Source organism: Marinobacter sp. JSM 1782161, assembly GCF_011421605.1.
Taxonomy (GTDB): domain Bacteria; phylum Pseudomonadota; class Gammaproteobacteria; order Pseudomonadales; family Oleiphilaceae; genus Marinobacter_A; species Marinobacter_A bohaiensis.
Window position 1 is genome coordinate 257,971 of record NZ_WSSA01000002.1, and the last position, 21,079, is coordinate 279,049.

At 62.8% G+C, this 21,079-nt stretch carries 12 protein-coding genes; 8 read left to right on the forward strand and 4 right to left on the reverse strand.

Annotated elements, in window-relative coordinates:
- Window positions 1-23 precede the first annotated feature (23 nt).
- Window positions 24-1,844 (reverse strand): alpha-amylase, encoded by a 1,821-nt coding sequence (locus GQB00_RS01125; RefSeq protein WP_165854945.1) that lies wholly within the window; start codon window positions 1,842-1,844, stop codon window positions 24-26.
- Between the two features lie 289 nt (window positions 1,845-2,133).
- Between GQB00_RS01125 and malE the strand changes: the two genes are divergently transcribed.
- The 3 genes from malE (at window position 2,134) to malG (ending at window position 5,855) form a co-directional block, all read left to right on the forward strand.
- Complete coding sequence (malE, locus tag GQB00_RS01130) at window positions 2,134-3,330, forward strand: maltose/maltodextrin ABC transporter substrate-binding protein MalE (protein WP_165854946.1); 1,197 nt, start codon at window positions 2,134-2,136, stop codon at window positions 3,328-3,330.
- 137 nt (window positions 3,331-3,467) lie between these two features.
- Window positions 3,468-4,955 carry a maltose ABC transporter permease MalF gene (gene malF, locus GQB00_RS01135; RefSeq protein WP_165854947.1) on the forward strand — a complete coding sequence of 496 codons (1,488 nt, stop codon included), beginning with the start codon at window positions 3,468-3,470 and terminating at the stop codon, window positions 4,953-4,955.
- 9 nt (window positions 4,956-4,964) lie between these two features.
- On the forward strand, window positions 4,965-5,855 hold the full coding sequence (malG, locus tag GQB00_RS01140; RefSeq protein WP_111496511.1) for a maltose ABC transporter permease MalG: 891 nt from the start codon (window positions 4,965-4,967) through the stop codon (window positions 5,853-5,855).
- A gap of 716 nt (window positions 5,856-6,571) precedes the next feature.
- On the opposite strand, the gene malK is transcribed toward malG, so the two are convergent.
- The 3 genes from malK to malT form a co-directional block, all read right to left on the reverse strand.
- Window positions 6,572-7,687: a maltose/maltodextrin ABC transporter ATP-binding protein MalK gene (gene malK / locus GQB00_RS01145; protein WP_165854948.1), complete on the reverse strand. Its 1,116-nt coding sequence runs from the start codon at window positions 7,685-7,687 to the stop codon at window positions 6,572-6,574.
- A gap of 63 nt (window positions 7,688-7,750) precedes the next feature.
- The gene (locus tag GQB00_RS01150) at window positions 7,751-9,367 is read right to left on the reverse strand and encodes an alpha-glucosidase (protein ID WP_165854949.1); all 1,617 of its coding nucleotides are present in this window, start codon (window positions 9,365-9,367) and stop codon (window positions 7,751-7,753) included.
- Between the two features lie 191 nt (window positions 9,368-9,558).
- Entirely contained in the window at window positions 9,559-12,315 is a 2,757-nt protein-coding gene (gene malT / locus GQB00_RS01155) for an HTH-type transcriptional regulator MalT (RefSeq protein WP_165854950.1), read from the reverse strand.
- 274 nt (window positions 12,316-12,589) lie between these two features.
- On the opposite strand from malT, the gene aceE reads away from it, so the two are divergent.
- The 5 genes from aceE (at window position 12,590) to GQB00_RS01180 (ending at window position 21,078) form a co-directional block, all read left to right on the forward strand.
- The gene (gene aceE / locus GQB00_RS01160) at window positions 12,590-15,244 is read left to right on the forward strand and encodes a pyruvate dehydrogenase (acetyl-transferring), homodimeric type (protein WP_111496508.1); all 2,655 of its coding nucleotides are present in this window, start codon (window positions 12,590-12,592) and stop codon (window positions 15,242-15,244) included.
- Between the two features lie 22 nt (window positions 15,245-15,266).
- Entirely contained in the window at window positions 15,267-17,195 is a 1,929-nt protein-coding gene (gene aceF / locus GQB00_RS01165; RefSeq protein WP_207950577.1) for a pyruvate dehydrogenase complex dihydrolipoyllysine-residue acetyltransferase, read from the forward strand.
- Window positions 17,196-17,550: 355 nt separating this feature from the next.
- On the forward strand, window positions 17,551-18,351 hold the full coding sequence (locus GQB00_RS01170) for a C39 family peptidase (protein WP_111496506.1): 801 nt from the start codon (window positions 17,551-17,553) through the stop codon (window positions 18,349-18,351).
- Window positions 18,352-18,406: 55 nt separating this feature from the next.
- Window positions 18,407-19,414 carry a transporter gene (locus GQB00_RS01175; RefSeq protein ID WP_111496505.1) on the forward strand — a complete coding sequence of 336 codons (1,008 nt, stop codon included), beginning with the start codon at window positions 18,407-18,409 and terminating at the stop codon, window positions 19,412-19,414.
- 116 nt (window positions 19,415-19,530) lie between these two features.
- Window positions 19,531-21,078, forward strand: a complete 1,548-nt coding sequence (locus GQB00_RS01180) for an OmpP1/FadL family transporter (protein ID WP_228276715.1) — start codon at window positions 19,531-19,533, stop codon at window positions 21,076-21,078.
- The last annotated feature ends 1 nt before the right edge of the window (window position 21,079 follow it).

Here is a 21,079-nt window from a genome sequence, read left to right on the forward strand (position 1 = left end):
ACTCCTGTTGTTCTGGTATCACGCTAGCGTCGCGCGAAGGCGATGACCACGCGGTCGTCGTCGCTGACGCGAGAAAAGGTGTAGGGCGACTCGGACAGCTTCTGGTGCCGGCCGGCGCCGATCGCCGGGTGCCGTTGCCGGAACTGGCCGAGTTGACGCCAATGCGCCAGGATAGCGGCGGTTTGCGGATCTTCAAGCGCGTTCCAGTTCATGTCTGAGCGTGTACCCTGGTGCGGGTCGGAGCCGTTGGGCCCGTCCGCGCGGCCGCTCTCATCCCCGTAGAAGACCTGCACCGTGCCGGGCGAGAAGAGCAGGGCAGCGGCCACGCGCTTTTGCAGCTGCGGATCCTGGTGGGCCTCGCTGCTGAACAGCCGCGTGTCGTGGGAGGAAATGTAACTCATCACGTTGAAGGGCGTGTCACCGTGCAGGGCGTCGCTGTAGTCGGCGTAGATGCTGTCCATGTCCGGCAGGCACTCGGCGCCGGCCAGGGCGTCGTCCTGCAGGTCAAAGTTGATGATCGCGTCGAAGCCGTTGTCGTAATAGTGGCTGCGGGTCACCGAATGCGGGAAGACCTCGCCCACCATCCAGAAATCCTCGGCGGGCAGGACGGCGTCCGGATGGTCGGCCCGGTAGTCGTCCAGCGCTGCCTGGGCGGCAACTTTAAGCTGGGCCCAGGCTTCGGGCTCCACGTGCTTGACCGTGTCCACCCGGAAGCCATCGATGCCGAAGCGGCGCACCCAGTCGCTGTGCCACTGGATCAGGTAGTCGCGCACCGTCGCATTGGGCAGGTTGCGGGCCCGGCTATCGTCTTTCTCCGCCAGGAAGGCGGGCAGGTCCACCGGTTCCTTCGAATCGGTGCGGAAATCCGGCAGGAAGGACAGGGAACCCTTGACCGGATCGAGCGTCACGCTGGGCGCATCCGGATAGTCGGCAATGCCGGCACGAACCCAGTCCTTACCCCACCAGCGTGACCAGGCCGGATGATCGTAGTCGATCAGGGCGTGGTAGGCGTGCAGGTTTTCCCAGGATTCCGGCTGCCAGTCGCCCCAGCGCTCGGGCAGGTATTTTTCGAAGCCCTCGAACAGGCCGCCGAAACCGAAATCCTGCATGTCCTGCAGGGTGCTGTAGCCCGGGTGATTCATGACGATGTCCATGACCACGCGGATGCCGCGCTGATGGGCCTGGTCCACCAGTTCCCGGAACTCTGCCTCCGTGCCGAAGGCGGCGTCCGGCCGCGTGAAATCCAGGGCGTAGTAGCCGTGGTAGCCGTAGTGGCGGAAGTCGCCCTGATCCCCGCCACCGACCCAACCGTGGATCTGTTCCACCGGCGGTGATATCCACAGGGCCTCCACGCCCAGCTCGGCCAGGTAATCCAGGCGGTCGGTGAGACCGGCGAAGTCTCCGCCATGAAAGGTGCCGATGTCCTGTTCGCCGTCGTCGTGACGACCGTAGGCGTGGTCGTTGTCCGTGCGGCCGTTGGCAAAGCGGTCGGTGATGGCGAAATAGACCGTGGCGCCGGCCCACTCGAAGCTTTGCGGTTGCGGGTCGGCGGCTTCCAGGAGGATCAGGCCCTCGGCGTTGGGCGCCGGGGTGAGGGTAACCTGGCCGTCGCTGACCTGGACCCTGGCGCCGGAGTAGGCGTCGCGCAGCCATTCGCCCTCGCGGAAGGTGGAGCCGACCGGTATGCTGACCGGCTTTGTCGCGGCGGGGCAGATATCGGACTGCATCGCGCGTTGATCGCTGGGCTGGGCGTTGCTGTCGAGGGCGCCGTTGGCAGCGTGTCCGGCGCAGCCTGTCAATAGCGCGCAGGTTGCCGCCAGGAGGGGGAGTGGTTTCGTGGCCATCTGGAACTCCGGCTGTGGGTTGTTGTTGGGCGGGAAAGGCTGCCGCCGCTTGTTATAACGCTGCATGTAAGCAAAGCCGAAGCCGCTTGGGTAGACGGAAACGACTACGCCCCCTACTCCCCCGTTCTACGCCTCGGCGATTAAAATCAGGGCTGATGCCCGCATTGCGGTTTTTACGGACGATGACGATGATCGGAATAAATACAAACATTAAGTATCCGGTGCCGATGCCCTTCCGGTGTCACCGGACAAAAACAATAAGGCAGAGAACAGAAGAGGTACTGACACAATGAATCGCCGAAACTTTATCCGCAGCACCCTGGCTGTCTCCATGCTCGCGACAATGGGTGTTGTCTCTCCGGCCCAAGCGGAGATCGAAGAAGGAAAACTGGTCGTCTGGATCAACGGTGACAAGGGCTATAACGGCCTGCAGCAAGTGGGCGACTGGTTCGCCGAAGAAACCGGCATTCCCGTCGAGGTCGCTCATCCCGACAGCGCGACCGACAAGTTCCAGCAGGCCGCTGCTACCGGCAACGGTCCCGACATTTTCATCTGGGCCCACGACCGCTTCGGCGAATGGGCGCAAAGCGGCCTGATCGCCGAGCTCAACCCCTCCCAGTCCACTCGCGACGCCAACTACGACTTCACCTGGGATGCGGTGACCGTCGACGGCAAGGTGTACGGCTATCCCATGGCCGTGGAGTCCATCGGCCTGATCTACAACAAGGATCTGGTGCCCGAGCCGCCGAAGACCTTCGAGGAAATCCCCGCGCTGGACAAGAAGCTCGCCGAACAGGGCAAGAAGGCCATCCTCTGGGATTACAACAACACCTACTTCACCTGGCCGCTCCTGGCCGCCGACGGCGGTTACATCTTCAAGGAAACCGCCAACGGCTATGACGTCGGCGACACCGGCGTGAATACCGATGGCGCTGTGGCCGGCGCGCAGGTACTGGCCGACCTGATCGAGCAGGGCGTGATGCCACGCGGTGCGGACTATGGCGCCATGGATGCCCAGTTCAACAAGGGCGAACTGGCGATGATGATCAACGGTCCCTGGGCCTGGGCCAACCTGAAGAAAAGCGGCATCGACTTCGGCGTGACCACGCTGCCGACCATCAACGGTGAAACACCCAAGCCGATGGTGGGTGTCATGGCGGCAACCCTGAACAGTGCCAGCCCCAACAAGGACCTGGCCGTGGAGTTCCTGGAGAACTACGCGCTGTCCGTCAAGGGTCTGAAGATGGTGGACGACGACGTGCCTCTGGGTGCTGTCGCCAACAAGGAACTGATGGACGAGCTGTCCGCCGGCAACCCGCACATCAAGGCGACTTTCGAGAACGCCGAGCTGGGCGAGCCGATGCCGAGCGTGCCGGCCATGGGTGCCTTCTGGTCGTCCATGGCACCGGCCCTGCAGAACATCACCTCCGGCCGTCAGAGCGTCCAGGAAGCCCTGGATACCGCGGCCAACCGAATCACCCGATAAAAAGCCTCTGACCGGCGGCGGCTTCGGCCGCTGCCGGATGCGGTCGTGCGTGAACGACCCGCAGGCGACAATCGACGGGGCTGACTACAATGCTAAGTGACACGCTGTCCTACCCGCGCACAGCCAACAGACCTTTCATGAGCCGAAATATTCTTAAGTGGGGAGTCCTGGCCGTCGTGGTCGGCATGGCGCTCTACCTGATCTTTGCCCTCTACGCCCAGCGCGAATTCGTGTTCGCGATGCTGTTCCTGGTGCTGACCGCCTCGGCGGTCTTTGTCTTCGTCAACCGCCGCATGTACGCCCATCGCTATATTTACCCGGCGGTGGCCGGCATGGCGGTTTTCGTTGTGTTCCCGCTGCTCTACACCGTAGGCATCGGCTTCACCAACTACAGTGCCAGCAACCTGCTGAGCTTCGAGCGGGTGCAGGAAAACCTGCTGGGCCGCTCCTACCAGTCCGAGTCGGCGCGCTATCCCTACGAGTTGTATCAGACCGGTGAGGGCTATGTGATGGTGCTGGAAGGGCAGGACCGGACCCTGCGTTCCGCGCCTTTCCAACTGGACGGCGAAACCACCGTGGGCGTCGAGCCAGGCGTGGCGCCGGCCGGCGAGCCGCTGCAGATTCGCGACATCATTCAGCAGCGGGACGCACTCAAATCCCTGAGCCTGACGCTGGAGGACGGGCGCGAGCTCACCATGGCGAGCCTGCGCGCGTTCGCGGCGATCCAGCCGCTGTACGAGAAGAGCGGCAACGACACCCTGACCAACACTCGCACCGGGGAGGTCTATTTCCCCAATAACGACGCCGGTTTCTACGAGACTGCCGAGGGCGAGCGACTGGTGCCGGGCTGGACCGTCAACACCGGCTGGGACAACTACCTGAAGGTCATCACCGATCCGTCGATCAGCGGCCCGTTCGTGCAGATTTTCATCTGGACGCTGCTGTTCTCGGTGGGCACGGTGGTCTTCACGCTGGTGCTGGGGCTGCTGCTGGCCAACCTGCTGCAGTGGGACCAGATCCGCGCCAAAGGCTTCTACCGCACCATGCTGATCCTGCCATACGCGGTGCCGGCGTTTATCTCGATTCTCGTTTTCAAGGGCCTGTTCAACCAGAACTTCGGTGAGATCAACCTGGTGCTTGAGAACCTGTTTGGCCTGCGCCCGGACTGGTTCAGCGACCCGGCCATGGCGCGGACGATGATTCTGATCGTCAACACCTGGCTCGGTTACCCCTACATGATGCTGCTGTGCATGGGGCTGCTGCAGGCGATCCCGCGGGACCTGTATGAGGCTTCGGCCATGGACGGCGCGGGCCCGATCAACAACCTGATGAACATCACGTTCCCGTTGATCCTCAAGCCCCTGGCGCCGTTGCTGATCGCCAGCTTCGCCTTCAACTTCAACAACTTCGTATTGATTGCCCTGTTGACCGGCGGCGCGCCCGACATCATCGGCGCCAGCACCCCGGCGGGCACGACCGACCTGCTGGTGAGCTACACCTACCGCATTGCCTTCCAGGATTCCGGCCAGAACTTTGGTCTGGCGGCGGCGATCGCGACGGTCATCTTCCTGGTGGTGGGGGCGTTGTCCCTGATCAACCTCAAACTGTCCAAAGTCAAGGTCTAGGAGGCGGCTATGGCGATGGTAGAACCGCGTTCGACGAAATACCGGGTGCTGGCCTCACACCTGGGCTTGCTGTGCTTTATCGCACTGATCCTGTTCCCGCTGCTGATGGTGATTTCCATCTCCTTCCGCAGCGGTAACTTTGCCACCGGCAGTCTGCTGCCGGAAACGCCCTCGCTGGAACACTGGTCCCTGGCGCTGGGCATCCCGTACACCGACGCGGCGGGTAACGTGACCCAGCCGCCGTTCCCGGTGCTGCTGTGGCTGTGGAACTCCATCAAGGTGGCGGTGATCTCGTCCGTGCTGATCCTGGCGCTGTCCACCACGGCCGCCTATGCCTTCGCGCGGATGCGTTTCGCCGGCAAGGGCTTTGTCCTGAAATCGATGCTGATTTTCCAGATGTTCCCGCCGGTGTTGTCGCTGGTGGCGCTGTACGCGCTGTTTGATGAAATCGGCAACCACGTCAGCTGGCTGGGGCTGAATACCCACGGCGCGGTGATCGTGGCGTCGCTGGGCGGTATGGCGCTGCACATCTGGACGATCAAGGGCTACTTCGATTCCATCGACCGGTCCCTGGAGGAGGCGGCCATCGTCGACGGTGCCACCACCTGGCAGGCGTTCCGCTACATCCTGCTGCCGCTGTCGGTGCCGATCCTGATGGTGGTGTTCATCCTGGCGTTCATCATGACCATCATGGAATACCCGATGGCCTCGATCCTGCTGGTGGACACCGACAAGCTCACGCTGGCGGTCGGGGCTCAGCAGTACCTGTACGAACAGAACTACCTGTGGGGCGACTTCGCCGCCGCGGCGGTGCTGTCGGGGCTGCCGATCACGTTGATCTTCCTGTATTGCCAGAAATGGATCGTCGGCGGGCTCACCGCCGGTGGCGTCAAGGGCTAGCGATCCCCGCGGGCGGGCTGCCTGGTGGCCCGTCCGCCTGCTTGCGCGGACGTTGTTGCGTCTTCCACCTTTGCTCCTCCTCCTACGCGACCCCGGATACAGGCTGTTCCGGGGCTTTTTGCGTTTTGGCCCCACGCGTTCCCGCACAACATGTCGCCGAAGTTTAAGCTTCGGAGGGCTTCGATCCCAACCTGAAGTGCCAGGCACAAAGGCGACCACCTCTGAGGCTTGAAGGAAGCGAAGGAACATTCTCGCCGAAGGAGGCACAGGGACGTGCCGGTCGCTATTACGGCCAGGGATGGCCGTTAATAGCAGCGTAGGCGAGGGTGTTCCTTCGCTTCCCTGGCTCGAGTGGGATGTCCTGGGCATGGCGCTAACGAGTCTTTTCCAGGATTGGACTGGAAGACGACTTGCTCCGGCAAGACGCTCATGCAGACCCAGGCCTCCGCCACAATACGCCGCGATCCATGGCCGGCTAGTGCGAGCAGGAGCGTCCAAGACCTGTCTTTGGCCAGAGTATGGACGCCTCGGCGGAATCGCATTTCCTCGTTGGTTTTAGGTGAAGAAAGGGCATCTTGGCTTCGAGGGCCCTCCGGAGCTTAAGCTTCGGCCACATGTTGTGGGGGAGGTACCGGGGGAGCAGGCAAAAAAAAAGCCCGCGGCGAGGCGGGCGATAACGTGACAAATGGTCAAAAAGAGTGTGAGGAGATCGTCGATCAGAGATCGACACACGGCTCGTGGAAGAGCCGTGGACAAGCCGCGCCGTCCTGACGGAACAGGTGGCACATCTCCGGCTTGATACCGATGGTGACGGGATCGCCTTCCTGCACGGGGTTGGTCCCCTCGGTGCGCATGGTGATGATGCCGTCAATGCCTTCGACGTTCAGGTGGACCAGGGTCTGGTAGCCGAGCCGCTCGACCACGTTGACGGTTCCCTGAATGGACATGGCACTGTCTTCCTGTGCGGAAAAGTGCTCCGGGCGAATGCCCAATGTGACCGTTTCCCCGGCGGAAAGTTCGCCGCCGTTAATGGGTAGCGTCATCTGCGTGGCGCCCGGCAGGTTCACGGTTACTTCCTGGCTGCTGGCGTCGGCCACATCGCAGTCGATGAAGTTCATTTTGGGGGAGCCGATGAAGCCCGCCACAAAGCGGTTGGCCGGATAGTGGTACAGTTCCAGCGGTTTGCCCACCTGGGCGATGGCGCCGCCGTCGAGGGCGACGATCTTGTCCGCCATGGTCATGGCTTCCACCTGGTCGTGGGTCACGTAGATCATGGTGGCACCCAGGCGTTTGTGCAGGCTGGAAATCTCGATGCGCATCTGCACACGCAGGGAGGCGTCCAGGTTGGACAGCGGCTCGTCGAACAGGAACACCGCGGGCTCGCGCACGATGGTGCGGCCAATGGCCACGCGCTGGCGCTGGCCGCCGGACAGATCCTTGGGTTTGCGCTCCAGCAGGTTGTCCAGTTGCAGCAGGCGGGCGGCGTCCTGTACGCGGCGGTCGATCTCATCCTTTTTCACGCTGGCCAGCTTGAGCCCGAAAGCCATGTTCTCGGCCACGTCCATGTGCGGGTAGAGGGCGTAGGACTGGAACACCATGCCCACTTCACGATCCTTGGGCGGCTTGTCGTTGACCCTTTCGTTGCCGATGAACAGCTCGCCGTCGGAGATGTCCTCAAGGCCTGCGATCATGCGCAACAGGGTGGACTTGCCGCAGCCCGACGGGCCCACGAACACCACGAACTCGCCGTCCTGAATGTCCAGGTTCACGTTGCGGGTGACTTCGGCATCGCCGAAGCGCTTATAGACGTTTCTGAGAGTGACGCTTGCCATAGTCCTGATTCTTTATTGTCGGTCTCGATTCGTCCGGGGCGCTAGGCCCCGGTACCGTGCAGCTTATACTTCGGCGACACCGGCGCCATAAGCCGGCAGGCTCACCTGGGTTCCCTGCCATTCGCCTTTCAGGCAATCCGGCGCGCCGGTGATCGGCTGTGCGGAGGCCGGCAAATCCAGTGTGACGCTTTCGCTGCCGAAGTTCAGCGCGACCAGCAGGTGCCGGTCGCCGTCGCGGCGGCTGAACAGCAGGGTGTCGGCCGGGCTGTCGTGGAATTCGATGGCGCCGGTCAGCAACACGTCCTGCTCACGGCGCCAGCCCAGGAAGGCCCGGTAGGCGTTGAGCACCGAGTCCGGAGCCGCGCCCTGGACGTCAATGGCGGCCGCCTTGTGATCCGCGGCCACCGGAAGCCAGGGCTTGCCGGACGAGAAGCCCGCCTGGTCCGCATCGTGCTGCCAGGGCATGGGCGTGCGGCAGCCATCGCGGCCCTTGTACTCCGGCCAGAAACTGATGCCGTAGGGATCCACCAGATCCTCGAACGCCAGCTCGGCTTCGGTCAGCCCCAGCTCCTCGCCCTGGTACAGGCAGACGCTGCCACGCAGGGTCAGCAGGGCGATCATGAACAGCTTGAGCTGCTCCGGCGATTGGGCGCGCCAGCGGCTGGCGACGCGGGCCACATCGTGGTTACCGATCGCCCAGCAGGGCCAGCCGTCGGTCAGGTTGGATTCGATGGTCTCCACCGTGTGGCGGATAAAATCGGCGCCGGTCTGCTCGGTGAGCAGGTCGAACGAGTAGGCCATGTGCAGCTTGTCGCCGTTGCCGGTGTAATCCGCCATGGTCTGCAGTGAATTGTCATCACCGATCTCGCCGACCGTGGTCGTGCCCGGATACTCGTCGAGCAGCGCGCGCAGACGCTGCAGGAGCACGAGGTTCTCCGGCTGTGTCTTGTCGTACTTGTGGTACTGGTAGGCGTAGGGGTTTTCCTTGCGCACGCCGATAGAGGCTTCCTGAACCGCCTGACTGGGTGGGTTGTCACGCAGCTCGGGATCGTGGAAGCAGAAGTTAATGGCGTCCAGGCGGAACCCGTCCACGCCGCGCTCCAGCCAGAAGCGCACTTCCTCGAGCATCTGGTCCTGCAGCTCCGGGTTATGGAAGTTCAGGTCCGGCTGGCTGGCCAGGAAGTTGTGCAGGTAGTACTGGCGGCGACGGCTGTCCCAGGCCCAGGCGGAGCCGCCGAAGACGGACAGCCAGTTGTTGGGCGGCGTGCCGTCCTCGCGGGCGTCCGCCCAGACGTACCAGTCCGCCTTGGGATTGTCGCGGCTGGCTCGGCTTTCCTTGAACCAGGCATGCTGGTCGGAGGAATGGCTGAGCACTTGGTCGATCATGATTTTCAGGCCGCGCTGGTGCGCTTCGGTGATCAGCTTGTCCAGGTCGTCCAGTGTCCCGAAGATAGGATCCACGCCACGGTAGTCGGACACGTCATAGCCGAAATCTTTCATCGGGGAGGTGAAGAAAGGGGACAGCCAGATGGCGTCCACGTTCAGGTCGGCGATGTAATCCAGTTTGGCGGTTACGCCCGGCAGGTCGCCGATACCGTCGCCGTTGGAATCGAAGAAGCTGCGTGGATAGACCTGGTAGATGACGGCGCCGCGCCACCAGTCGGAATCGGTTCTTGTCATGCCTCACTCACTACAAAGTCGGTTGGGGGGAAGGAGTCCCTTGTTCTTGTCATCGCTTTATGGTGCGCGCTTGTGCTGACCCGGGCATCCTCCCGGCGGCAATTATGGTGGCGTAGTCCGGGGGAGGAGAGGGGCGGAGGAGCTTCCCGGCGTTGGGCGGGCCGGCGCCCCGGAGCCCGTCGCCTTTCGCATCACTCCCCCTGTATTTTGCTGAGCAGGTCGCGGGCCAGTTCGATGGCTTCCGAGCGGTGCGTGATGTTCTGTTTCTGATAGAGGCTACGGATGTGCGTCTTGACGGTGGTCGCCGCCACTTTCAGATGCTCGGCAATCTGGTCGTTGGACAGGCCCGCGTGGATCAGGCTGAGAATCTGCCACTCACGCCGGGTCAGCGGCGAGGTGCGGATCAGTTCGGGCACGTCCGGACGGTCGATGATGTCCTGGATGATGGCTTCGTCCAGGGTGATGCGGATGGCCCGGCTGAAATCACGCTGCTGCTGGGAAAGCTGGATCAGACGCTCCGCCCGCTGCAGTTCCATACCGTCGATCAACTGGTCGCTGATCAGGCCCTTGAGGACATTGATCAGCACCTTGCCCAGGCGCAGGAAGCTGCCCACGGCGCCGGTGGTGCTGGCCAGGGTCAGGGCCTCGCGCATGTGGTGCAGGGCCTGCTCGCGGTTCTCCAGTTGCCAGTAGAGATGCGACAGCGCGATGTGGTTGCGGTTGAGGTCGGTCTGCAGGCCGGTGCGCTCGGCCACCTGCTGCAATCCCTCGAGAATCGGGCGGGCCTTCTCCGGCTGCTCCAGGCTGAGGTAGGCGCGCGCCCAGTTGCGGGCATTGCATTGCAGGAAGTGGTTGGTGGCGTCGTCGATGGTGTACTCCGGCGCCGCCGTCAGCCAGCGCTGGATGGCATCGCGGTCCCGCACCGCATCCCAGAAAGAGAGCATGGTGGCGTGCGAGTTGGCGACCCAGTCGATGTGGTATTCGCCGGAGGCCAGCATCTTCTGGATCTTCTGCACGTAGTCGGCGCACAGGGTCTGGCGCCCGCGGGCCTGGGCCACCTTGGCCAGGGTGGTGTAGCTCTGCAGGTGCCAGCGCTCGCCCTGGGCTTCGAGGATCTCGATGCCCTGCAGGGCGCAGCGCTCGGCGTTCTCAAGATGATGCCATTCCCACATGACCTGGCTGCGGATGCGGAACAGGAATTCCAGAATCGGGAGGTGGTGCAGGTGATGCTCTTCAGCATACTGGAACGCGCGCTCCTGGACGTTATAGGCTTTCTGCAGCAGGCCCATGGCAACGCTGATTTCCGACTGCTGGCACAAGGCCCAGATCACGTTCTGGTGGGCGCCGTGGGCGCGCGCCAGGGTTTCGGTTTCCTGCATTCGCGCCAGGGCTTCCTTGAGGTGGCCTTCGACGAACAGGGCTTCGCCCATCACCGACGCGGCGGCCACCTTGGACGTGGGCAGGAAGCGGGCCTCCTGCTCCAGGGCGTCGGTGGCCAGCCCCAACGCGGTGTGTGAGTCGCCGAAGTTCATCGCCACCTGGGCGCGCACGGCACTGAATTCGCATTGCACCGAACGCAGGTCGTCCTCGCTCAGATGCTCCTTGAGCTTGGCTTCCGCCGCGGCCAGCCACTGCTCCACCTCGTCCGACTTGTACTGACTCTGTGCCACCCAGGCGCGCAGCAGGGTGAGCATGGGCTCGTCGGCGATACTCGCCGGAGACAGGGCGTCCAGGCACTGTTGCAGCAGGGTGAACAGCCCCTCTGTAAAGAAGGAGCGGCCGTGTTGCTTGAGCAGACTGACGATGCGTTCCGGGTCCTGGGCCTTCACGGCGTGGCGGGCGGCGTCCTCGGGGCTGCCCATCTCGCGCCAGGCATCACAGGCTTTCTGGTGCAGGCTGCGAGGGTTTTCCTGGGCCGAGCAGGCCAGCAGGTGGCGCAGGTAGGCGCTGAACAGTGGGTGGTAGCGGAACCAGAGGCCGCTGCTGTCCAGTGCCATGACGAAATAGCCGCGACTGATCAGCTGGTTGAGCAGGGCCTGGCCGTCGCTGTGGCCGGCCACGCGCATGGCCAGGAACGCGTTGAACCGGTCCAGGATGCTGGTGCGTAACAGGAAGCCCAGGGCATCGGTATCCAGCTGGCGGCCGATGAGTTCGTCGAAATAGTCGAAGATGAACTGGTTGCCGTCCTCAAATTGCTCCACCATGGTGTTGAATTCGACGCTGGTGTGGGCGTGCGCGGCCACCAGTTGCAGGGCGGAAATCCAGCCCTCCACCCGTCGTACGGCGCGCTCGATGCTCTCGCGGGAGACCTCGTAGCGCAGCCGGCTTTCGAAATAGTGCTGGGCTTCGTCGGCGTCGAAGCCCAGATCGCGGGCGGTGATTTCCAGCATGCGTCCCTGCATGCGTAACTGCGCCACGCCGATCGGCGGCGCGGTGCGGGTCAGCAGTACCAGCACCAGGTAGCCGGGCTGGTGACGCAGCAGGAAACGGATGGCATCGTGGATCTCGGGCGATGTCATCAAGTGGTAATCGTCGAGGACTAGATAGAGAGGGTCTGCCTCGAGCGGCATCTCGGCCAGCAGGTGGGTCAGGAACGCCTGCAGGTTATCGAAGCCTGTGTCCGAGAGCGTCTTTACGGTTTGCGGACAGGTGCCCGGTCGCGCTTCTTCCAGGGCGTGTGCCAGGTAGGCGGCGAACAGGGTAGGGTCGTTGTCGGGCGCATCAAGACGGAACCAGGCGCTGTCGGCCTGGAGCGCTGCCAACCGTTCGGCCAGGGTGGTGGTTTTGCCGTAGCCGGCCGGCGCCTGTACGAGAAGCAGGCCTACGCTATTCGTTTCATGCAGCACGTCATTGAATTTTTCCCGGCTAATGAGCGCCGTTGGGGCTTGTGGTGATAAGGTTTTGGCGCTGATGAAGGTGCGCTGACCGGGCTCGACTGTTGTTGTCATGACCATCTGGATCAAGCTCTTTTGTTGTAAATAATAGCAAAAAAACCCTATTATAGAGCGCCTCAAATATACATTGATTTATTAATTACTACAAAAGTCGTAGGACTTAACAGGGCCGCGTTCTGGTATAAGGTCGCCTGGCTTACGCCAACCCTGATCGGTAGTGGTTCCCTCCGATGGTAGTGGTTCCCGCCATTATGAACAGGTTCGCTCCGTAACGACCAGTCATTCACCAAGCCGGGTCGCGCCCAGCTTCCGCACGAGGAGATATTGAATGTTGCATGATGAAGATCCGACGGAAACCGGGGAATGGATTGAATCCCTCGAATCCGTACTGAGTGAGGAAGGGCTTGACCGGGCAGCATTTCTGCTTGAGCGTCTGGGCGAGCGTGCCAGCCGGGAAGGTACGATGCTGCCGTACAGCGTCAACACGCCGTACCGCAACACGATCCCCGCCAGTCGCGAAGCGCGTATGCCGGGTGACCTGTTCATGGAGCGTCGTATCCGCTCCCTGATCCGCTGGAACGCCCTGGCCACGGTTATCCGGGCCAACAAGCGTCCGGGCGAGCTGGGTGGCCATATCCACTCTTTCTCATCCATCGCCACTCTGATGGATGTGGGCTACAACTACTTCTTCCACGCCGGCGATGAAACCCGCGAAGGCGACCTGGTGTACTTCCAGGGCCATATCTCGCCGGGCATCTACGCGCGTTCCTACCTGGAAGGCCGACTGAGCGAAGAGCAGCTGGACAACTTCCGTAACGAGGTGGACGGCAACGGCCTGTCTTCCTATCCGCACCCCTGGCTGATGCCGGATTACTGGCAGTTCCCGACCGTGTCCATGGGTCTGGGCCCGATCCAGGCGATCTACCAGGCGCACGTGATGAAGTACCTGCAGAATCGCGAGCAGACGCAGGGCGCGGACCGCAAGGTATGGTGCTTCATCGGTGACGGTGAGTGCGACGAGCCGGAAACGCTGGGTGCCATCGGTCTGGCCGGTCGAGAGAAGCTCGACAACCTCATTTTCGTGGTCAACTGCAACCTGCAGCGCCTGGATGGCCCGGTGCGCGGTAACGGCAAGATCATCCAGGAGCTGGAAGGCATCTTCCGTGGCGCCAACTGGAACGTGCTCAAGGTTGTCTGGGGCCGCCTGTGGGATCCGTTGTTCGAACAGGACGACGATGGCCGTATGCAGAAGGTCATGGACGAAGCCGTCGATGGCGAGATGCAGAACTTCAAGTCCAACGGCGGTGGCTACGTGCGCCAGAACTTCTTCGGTCGCGATCCGGAGCTGCTCAAGCGCGTCGAGCACATGTCCGACGACGACATCTACGCCCTGAACCGCGGCGGCCACGACCCGTACAAGGTCTACGCGGCTTATCACGAAGCGGTCAACCATAAGGGTGGCCCGACCGTGATCCTGGCCCACACCATCAAGGGCTACGGCTTCGGCGAACAGGGCCAGGCGCAGAACACCGCGCACCAGCAGAAGAAGCTGAGCATGGAAACCATCAAGGAATTCCGTGACCGCTTCGGTGTGCCCATTTCCGACGACGAAATCGAAGGCATGCCGTACTACCGTCCGGCGCCGGATTCCCCGGAAATGCAGTACATGAAGAAGATGCGCGACAAACTGGGCGGCAGCCTGCCGCGTCGTCGCACCGAGAGTCAGCCGCTGACTATCCCGCCGCTGGAGAACTTCAAGGCGCAGCTGGAATCCAGTGGCGACCGCGAACTGTCCACGACGATGGCGTTCGTGCGCATGCTGGGCACGCTGATCAAAGACAAGCAGATTGGTTCCCGAGTGGTGCCGATCGTGCCGGACGAAGCCCGTACTTTCGGTATGGACGGCATGTTCCGCCAGGTCGGGCTGTACACGGCCGAGGGGCAGAAGTACACGCCCAACGACCGTAACCAGATCATGTACTACCGTGAGGACCGCAAGGGCCAGATCCTGCAGGAAGGCATCAACGAAGCCGGTGCCATGTCCGCCTGGATTGCCGCCGCGACGTCCTACAGCACCAACGACTACCCGCTGATCCCGTTCTACATCTTCTACTCGATGTTCGGTTTCCAGCGTGTCGGCGACCTGTGCTGGGCCGCTGGTGACATGCGTTCCCGCGGCTTCCTGCTGGGCGGTACCGCCGGCCGGACCACGCTGAACGGCGAAGGCCTGCAGCACCAGGACGGCCACAGCCACGTGCTGTCCGCCACCGTGCCGAACTGCGTGTCCTACGACCCGACGTTCGCCTACGAAATCGCGGTCATCGTGCGCCACGGCATGCAGCGCATGTACGGCGACAACGAGGACGTGTACTACTACATCACCCTGATGAACGAGAACTACGCGCACCCGGCCATGCCGGAAGGCGTGGAAGACGGCATCATCCGGGGTATCTACAAGCTGGAAGAGAACGGCGGCAAGAAAGCCAAGCACTCTGTACGCCTGATGGGCAGCGGCACCATCCTCAATGAGGTGCGTGAAGCCGGCAAGATCCTGGCGGAGAAGTACGACGTGGCCTCCGACGTCTACAGCGTCACCAGCTTCAACGAGCTGGCGCGCGACGGCCGTCACATCGACCGCTGGAACCGCCTGCATCCGGCGTCCCGTCCGCGTACGCCGTATATCGAGGAAGTGCTGGGCGACTCCGATGCGCCGGTGATCGCATCCACCGACTACATGCGCCTGTACGCCGACCAGGTTCGCGCCTGGGTCAAGGGCGACTACACCGTGCTGGGCACCGACGGCTTCGGCCGCAGTGACACCCGCGAGAAGCTGCGTCGTCACTTCGAAGTCGACCGTGGCCACGTCGTGGTTGCCGCACTGGGCTCCCTGGCACGCCAGGGCAAGATCAAGCCTGAAGTGGTCGAGGATGCCATCCGCGAATTCGGCATCGATGCCGACGCGACCGATCCCGTTCTGAAGTAAACCGGCAAGGAGACACAGCATCATGGCAGAAGATATTCGTGTTCCCGACCTGGGTGGTTCGGAATCGGTCGAAGTCATCGAGATCAGCGTCAAAGTGGGCGATACCGTGGCCGAAGAGGATCCCATCCTGGTCCTGGAATCGGACAAGGCCAGCGTCGAGCTGCCGGCGCCCAAGGGCGGCAAGATTACCGCGCTGAACGTCAGCGTCGGTGACAGCCTCAGCGAGGGTGACGTGGTTGGCCAGATCGAAGCGGGCGAGGGCGAATCCGCCGACAGCGCCGCTGAAGAGGACGCCCCGGCCAAGGCTGAAGCCGAGCCGGCTCCGGCTCAGGAAGAAGCGCCGGCCCAAAGCTCGGGCGGCGGTGTCGAAGACATCGTCGTGCCGGACCTGGGCGGTGCCGATTCCGTTGAAGTCATCGAAATCAGCGCGAAGGTCGGTGACAGCCTGGAGGCGGAGGACGCCATCCTGGTGGTCGAGTCCGACAAGGCATCGGTGGAACTGCCGGCGCCGGCGGGCGGCACCCTCAAGGCGCTGTCCGTGAGCGTGGGTGACAGCATCAGCGAAGGCGACGTGATCGGCCAGATCGAAACCGCGGGCGGATCCGCGCCGGCGGCGGCCGAGTCCGCTCCGGCTGCCGAGAAACCGGCCGAAGCACCGGCGGCGTCTGCGCCTGCTGCGTCCGGCGGTGGCAGCGAAGACATCGTGGTGCCTGACCTGGGTGGTGCCGACTCGGTGGAAGTCATCGAGATCAGCGTCGCGGCAGGCGACGACGTGGCCGAGGAAGACCCGATCCTGGTGGTCGAATCCGACAAGGCCTCCGTCGAACTGCCGGCTCCGGCCGCGGGTAAAGTCAAGGCCATCAGCGTCAGCGTTGGTGATCGCATCAGCGAAGGCGACGTGGTTGGCCAGATCGAGACCAGCGGCGGCGCTGCCGCACCGGCTCCGGCGGCCCAGCCGGAATCCAGGCCGGCTGCCCCGGCCAAGTCCGAATCGGCGCCGGCCAGCCAACCGACGGCTGCGGCTGAGCCGGCCGCCAAGTCGGGCAAGAAGGTTCATGCTGGCCCGGCGGTGCGCCGTCTGGCGCGTGAACTGGGCGCCGACCTGGGCCGCATCCAGGGCAGTGGTCCCAAGAACCGCATCCTCAAAGAGGACGTCGAGAAGTACATCAAGCAGGCTCTGGCCAAGGTGCAGCAGGATGCATCGCCTGCCGGGGCGGGCTTGCCGGCGGTGAAACTGCCGGACTTCAGCCAGTTCGGTGAGATCGAGCGCCAGAGCATGAGCCGCCTGATGAAGCTGACGGCGGACAGCATGCAGCGCAGCTGGCTCAACGTGCCGCACGTGACCCAGTTTGAGGAAGCCGACATCACCGAGATGGAGGACTTCCGCAAGTCGAAGAAAGCCGAAGGTGAGAAGCGCGGCGTGAAGCTGACGCCCATGGCGTTCCTGCTGAAGATCTGCGCCAAGGCACTGGCCGAGCACCCGAACTTCAACGTGTCCCTGGACATGGAGAAGAAGGAAGTCATCCAGAAGCGCTACATCCACATCGGCATCGCCGTGGATACGCCGGATGGCCTGGTGGTTCCGGTGATTCGCAACGTCGACCAGAAGGGCCTGTGGGAGCTGGCGGAAGAGTGCCAGGTCATGGCCCAGAAAGCGCGCGACAAGAAGCTGGGCCCCAAGGACATGCAGGGTGCCTGCTTCACCATCACCAGCCTCGGCGGCATTGGCGGCACGGCGTTCACGCCGATCGTCAACACGCCGGAAGTGGCAATCCTGGGTGTTTCCAAGTCCAAGATGGCCCCGGTCTGGGACGGCTCCGCCTTCCAGCCGCGGCTGATGCTGCCGCTGTCGCTGTCGTACGACCATCGTGCGATCAACGGCGCTGACGCGGCCCGGTTCACCAACACGCTGCGGGCGGGTCTGGAAGACCTGCGTCATCTGCTGCTGTAAACCGGCCTGTTACGGGCACCCGCCGGCCGGCGGGTGCCCGGATTTCCTTCCCGATTTCCGCTTTTCCCTCTCTGCAATGATCAGCCACTGTCTCTGGCGGCTTTCGTTCGCCTGTCATTCCACGGCGTGAACTGGCTCGCAAAAGCGGTGCCCGCAAGCCGATCCGGCTCTACCGAATGAGGCACAGTTATCTTTAAGCGCGGTATCGATTCGGTATCTTCCCGTTACAAGATGTAACGCCAGGCACGCGCACAGCAATGATAACGACCGCCGCGCAGAGCGCACCGACCGCTAATCAGACAATCCAATGTGCTCCAGAAGACCTGTGCCCATTTAACAGGGAAGCGATATTGCCATGATGCTGGTCCTGGCCGGGTCCTTGCTGACATTCGCGATGGTCCGGGAAGCTACCGACGTGGAACCCTTCGGCCCACGGGACATCGTGATCGAACAGGATTACGACGCCTCGCCACAGACCCTGCGTAGCGAGTTCACCGTGGCGCCTCTGGTCGAACAGCGCTATCGCCATATCGTGCGCCAGGCCTACGACTACAGTTGCGGTTCGGCCGCGCTGACCACGGTGCTGCGCTATTACCTGGGGCGCAACCTGAACGAGCGCCAGGTAATGGAGGGGCTGCTCCACTACGGCGAGAGCGAACGGATCGTGCAGCGCCGCGCCTTCTCCATGCTCGACATGAAACGGCTGGTCACCGCGCTGGGTTATCCCTCAGGGGGGTTCCGCGCCAACGTCGAAGACCTCCGGGAGCTGGATCATCCGGCCATCGTTCCCATTCATCATGCCGGCTTCAAGCATTTCGTGGTGCTGCGCGCGATCCGCGACGATCGGGTTTTCCTGGCGGATCCGTCCATCGGCAACATTTCCTTTCCGCTGGTTCAGTTTGAGGAAAAGTGGGACGACAACGTCCTGTTCATCGTGTTTCCCGGCGAAGAGAAGCCGCTCGATGTGCTTCAGCTGAGCGACGAGGACATGCGTTTTGTCGACGACCAGACGATGACGCTGTTGGCGATGGACACCATTCCTGATTTTTACGAGGCGACCGAACGTCGCATCAACAATCTGCTGGAACAACAGAAGAACAATCCTGACGGCACGGTCGAGAACACCCGCAAACAACTCTATTACCGCCGCAACTGATTGCGGGAGCGGGGCCCGTCAGCCAGACCTATTCCAAGAATAAAAGGGAACTCGGATGAAGCGTTGGGTAGTGCGAGGTTTGATCATCTTTTCCGCCGCCGGCCAGCCGATGCTGGCGCTGGCACAGGACGACAACGCCGATCAGGCGCGAGAAGCCCTGTCCAGGCAGGAGGGGGACGAGGATGCCACCAAACAGCTGGAGGAAGTCTTCGAGTCCGCGGAGAAAAACTATTCGCTGCAGGCGGAGGGCACTCACGCCCTGACATACTCGTTCGATTATTCCTACACCGGCGACCAGCGGCTGGACCTGGAAATCTCCGATGGCTCGGTACGGAACCTGGACATCGTGCCGTCCGCCACCCACAGCTTCACCAACGCCTTTTCCTACGATTATGGCCTGTTCGACAACCTGACCATCGGTGCGCGACTGCCGCTGGTGGTCAAGTACGACACCCAGGACGAGCTGGAAATCTACGACGTGGGCGACGTTTCTTTCACCGCCCGCTGGCAGCCCAGCGCCTACGTGCCGGGCCAGATGTCCACCACGCTGTTTACCTCGATCACCACCAAGACCGGGGTCAGTCCCTACGAGATTGATATCCGGCGGCAGCTCTCGACCGGCTCGGGCTATTACACGGTGTCCGGCGGGGCCAGCCTGTCCAAGGTGCTCGATCCGGTGGTGCTGTTCGGCTCGGCCAGCGCCAGCTACAACGTCAAGGAAGACGGCCTGGATCAGGTCCGTGGTGCCCGCCTGCTGACGGAAGTGGAGCCTGGGTTCGGTCTGTCGGGCTCGCTGGGCTTTGCCTATTCCCTGTCCTACGACATTTCGTTGAGCGTCTCCACCCAGATCAGCTACAGCGACGAGACCACCCTGTCATTCAGTGACGGCACCGAAGCCGTCGCCCAGGACCAGATGACCGGGTTTCTCAGCTTTTCCCTCGGCACCCGGGTGAGTGACACCACCATCCTCAACACCAGCGTCGGCATTGGTCTCACCGAAGACGCACCGGACTTCAACATCGGGCTTTCCCTGCCCATCAACTTCTCGGGACTCAAGGAGTGAGCCGACCCAAAGCGCAACGAAGGCAGGGGATTCACGATATGCGATCCGACTCCAACGCACTGCGACTGGCGGGGACGCTGGTGGCTGGGCTGCTCGCCGGCAGCGTTCAGGCGCAAATGACCCAGAACCTGACCATTCATCCCAAGGCGCTGGCCCTGGGTAATGCGGTGACGGCCGATCCACCGGGGATCATGGCCGTGCACTACAACCCGGCGGGCCTGACCAAGCTGGAGGGGCGGCAGTTCGAGGTCAACCTGATGGGCATCTACATGGATATCGACGCCGATTTCACCGCCCCGAAAGGCTACGAAATCTTCGGCATCGATGGCCTGGAAACCGACCCCCTGACTGGCGAACAGCGGGACCCCATCGCCAACAGTCACAGTCACACCAACAACGTGGCCCTCTATGTGCCCGGTTACGGTATCCAGAAGCTGCCCAAGGGGCCGGCCCTGGCGCCGTCGGCGGGGATCAGCGTTCAGTCGCCGGGTTCCAAGCTGACGTTTGCCAACGCCTTCTACATGCCCATGGCGGCGGGCTACTACCGGGAAAAGGAAGACCCGGGCCGTTACCAGCCCAAAGCGACGGCCCTGCAGCGGACCACGTATTTGGCGCCGACGGTGGGCTACGAGATCAACGACGAATGGTCGGTGGGGGCCGGTGTCCAGATTTCCCACATGGGCGTTGCGGCCGACCAGTACATGCGGGCGCCCAACATGCTGCTGGGGGTGGCGGAAGTGCTGCAGGATGCCTTCAACTGTGAAACCGGTGACGAGCCGCTGGCGCCGTGGCTTGCGCTCTGTGGCGGCAACGTGGGGCCCTGGGATGATATCGGCGCGCTGAGTATCGACGTCCAGGAAACCGTCTCGCCGACCTACTCCCTGGGGGTGATGTGGGAGCCCACCGACTGGTTCCGCTGGGGGGCGAGCTACACCTCGGAAGCGGACATGAACATGAAGGGCTCGTTTGCCATCGAGTACACCGAGGACTGGTCCGGCTTCTGGCAGAGCGTCAACAGCTCGATCATCGGCGCGGTCGGCTCGGCCATCCTGAGCCTGCCGTCCGGCGCGCCGCGGGAGTCGGGTAACGTCAGCCTGAACCTGACCTATCCGCAGCATTTCCAGACCGGTATCAGCGTCGATGTCCACCCCAAGCTGACACTGAATGCGGATGTGGGCTGGACCGATTTCTCCGAGTGGGATGCCCTGAACTTCCAGTTTGACCGCAACCTGGAGTTCCTTAACGCGGCGCGCATCCTGTCGCCGGACAACGCGACGCCCAATTCGCTGCGACTCCCGTTGGGCTTCAAGGACCAGTGGACCTGGGGTTTCGGCATGGAATACCACGCGTCGTCCCGGCTGGACCTGCGCGCGGGGCTGGAAATCCGCGATTCGGTGATCCCGGACGACCAGCGCCAGGTGATGGCGCCGTTTGGCGACACCAAACTCTATAGCGTGGGGTTGGGATATCGTTGGGACCGGGACACGCAGATCGATATGAACCTCAGTTACCTGCACTCGGTGGAGGAGATTCCCGCCAATTCCAGCTGCAACGTCAACTGCACGGGGATCACGAACATCATCTATAACCCTTACGCGGGTCTGGATGTGAAGACCTCGCTGCGAGTGGTGATGGCCGGCCTGAGTTTCAGGACGCGGTTCTAGG

Bases quoted from the DNA above. Each gene is read 5' to 3' on its own strand.
- GQB00_RS01125 (WP_165854945.1), bottom strand. From the start codon at position 1,844: ATGGCCACGAAACCACTCCCCCTCCTGGCGGCAACCTGCGCGCTATTG.
- malE (WP_165854946.1), top strand. From the start codon at position 2,134: ATGAATCGCCGAAACTTTATCCGCAGCACCCTGGCTGTCTCCATGCTC.
- malF (WP_165854947.1), top strand. From the start codon at position 3,468: ATGAGCCGAAATATTCTTAAGTGGGGAGTCCTGGCCGTCGTGGTCGGC.
- malG (WP_111496511.1), top strand. From the start codon at position 4,965: ATGGCGATGGTAGAACCGCGTTCGACGAAATACCGGGTGCTGGCCTCA.
- malK (WP_165854948.1), bottom strand. From the start codon at position 7,687: ATGGCAAGCGTCACTCTCAGAAACGTCTATAAGCGCTTCGGCGATGCC.
- GQB00_RS01150 (WP_165854949.1), bottom strand. From the start codon at position 9,367: ATGACAAGAACCGATTCCGACTGGTGGCGCGGCGCCGTCATCTACCAG.
- malT (WP_165854950.1), bottom strand. From the start codon at position 12,315: ATGACAACAACAGTCGAGCCCGGTCAGCGCACCTTCATCAGCGCCAAA.
- aceE (WP_111496508.1), top strand. From the start codon at position 12,590: ATGTTGCATGATGAAGATCCGACGGAAACCGGGGAATGGATTGAATCC.
- aceF (WP_207950577.1), top strand. From the start codon at position 15,267: ATGGCAGAAGATATTCGTGTTCCCGACCTGGGTGGTTCGGAATCGGTC.
- GQB00_RS01170 (WP_111496506.1), top strand. From the start codon at position 17,551: ATGATGCTGGTCCTGGCCGGGTCCTTGCTGACATTCGCGATGGTCCGG.
- GQB00_RS01175 (WP_111496505.1), top strand. From the start codon at position 18,407: ATGAAGCGTTGGGTAGTGCGAGGTTTGATCATCTTTTCCGCCGCCGGC.
- GQB00_RS01180 (WP_228276715.1), top strand. From the start codon at position 19,531: ATGACCCAGAACCTGACCATTCATCCCAAGGCGCTGGCCCTGGGTAAT.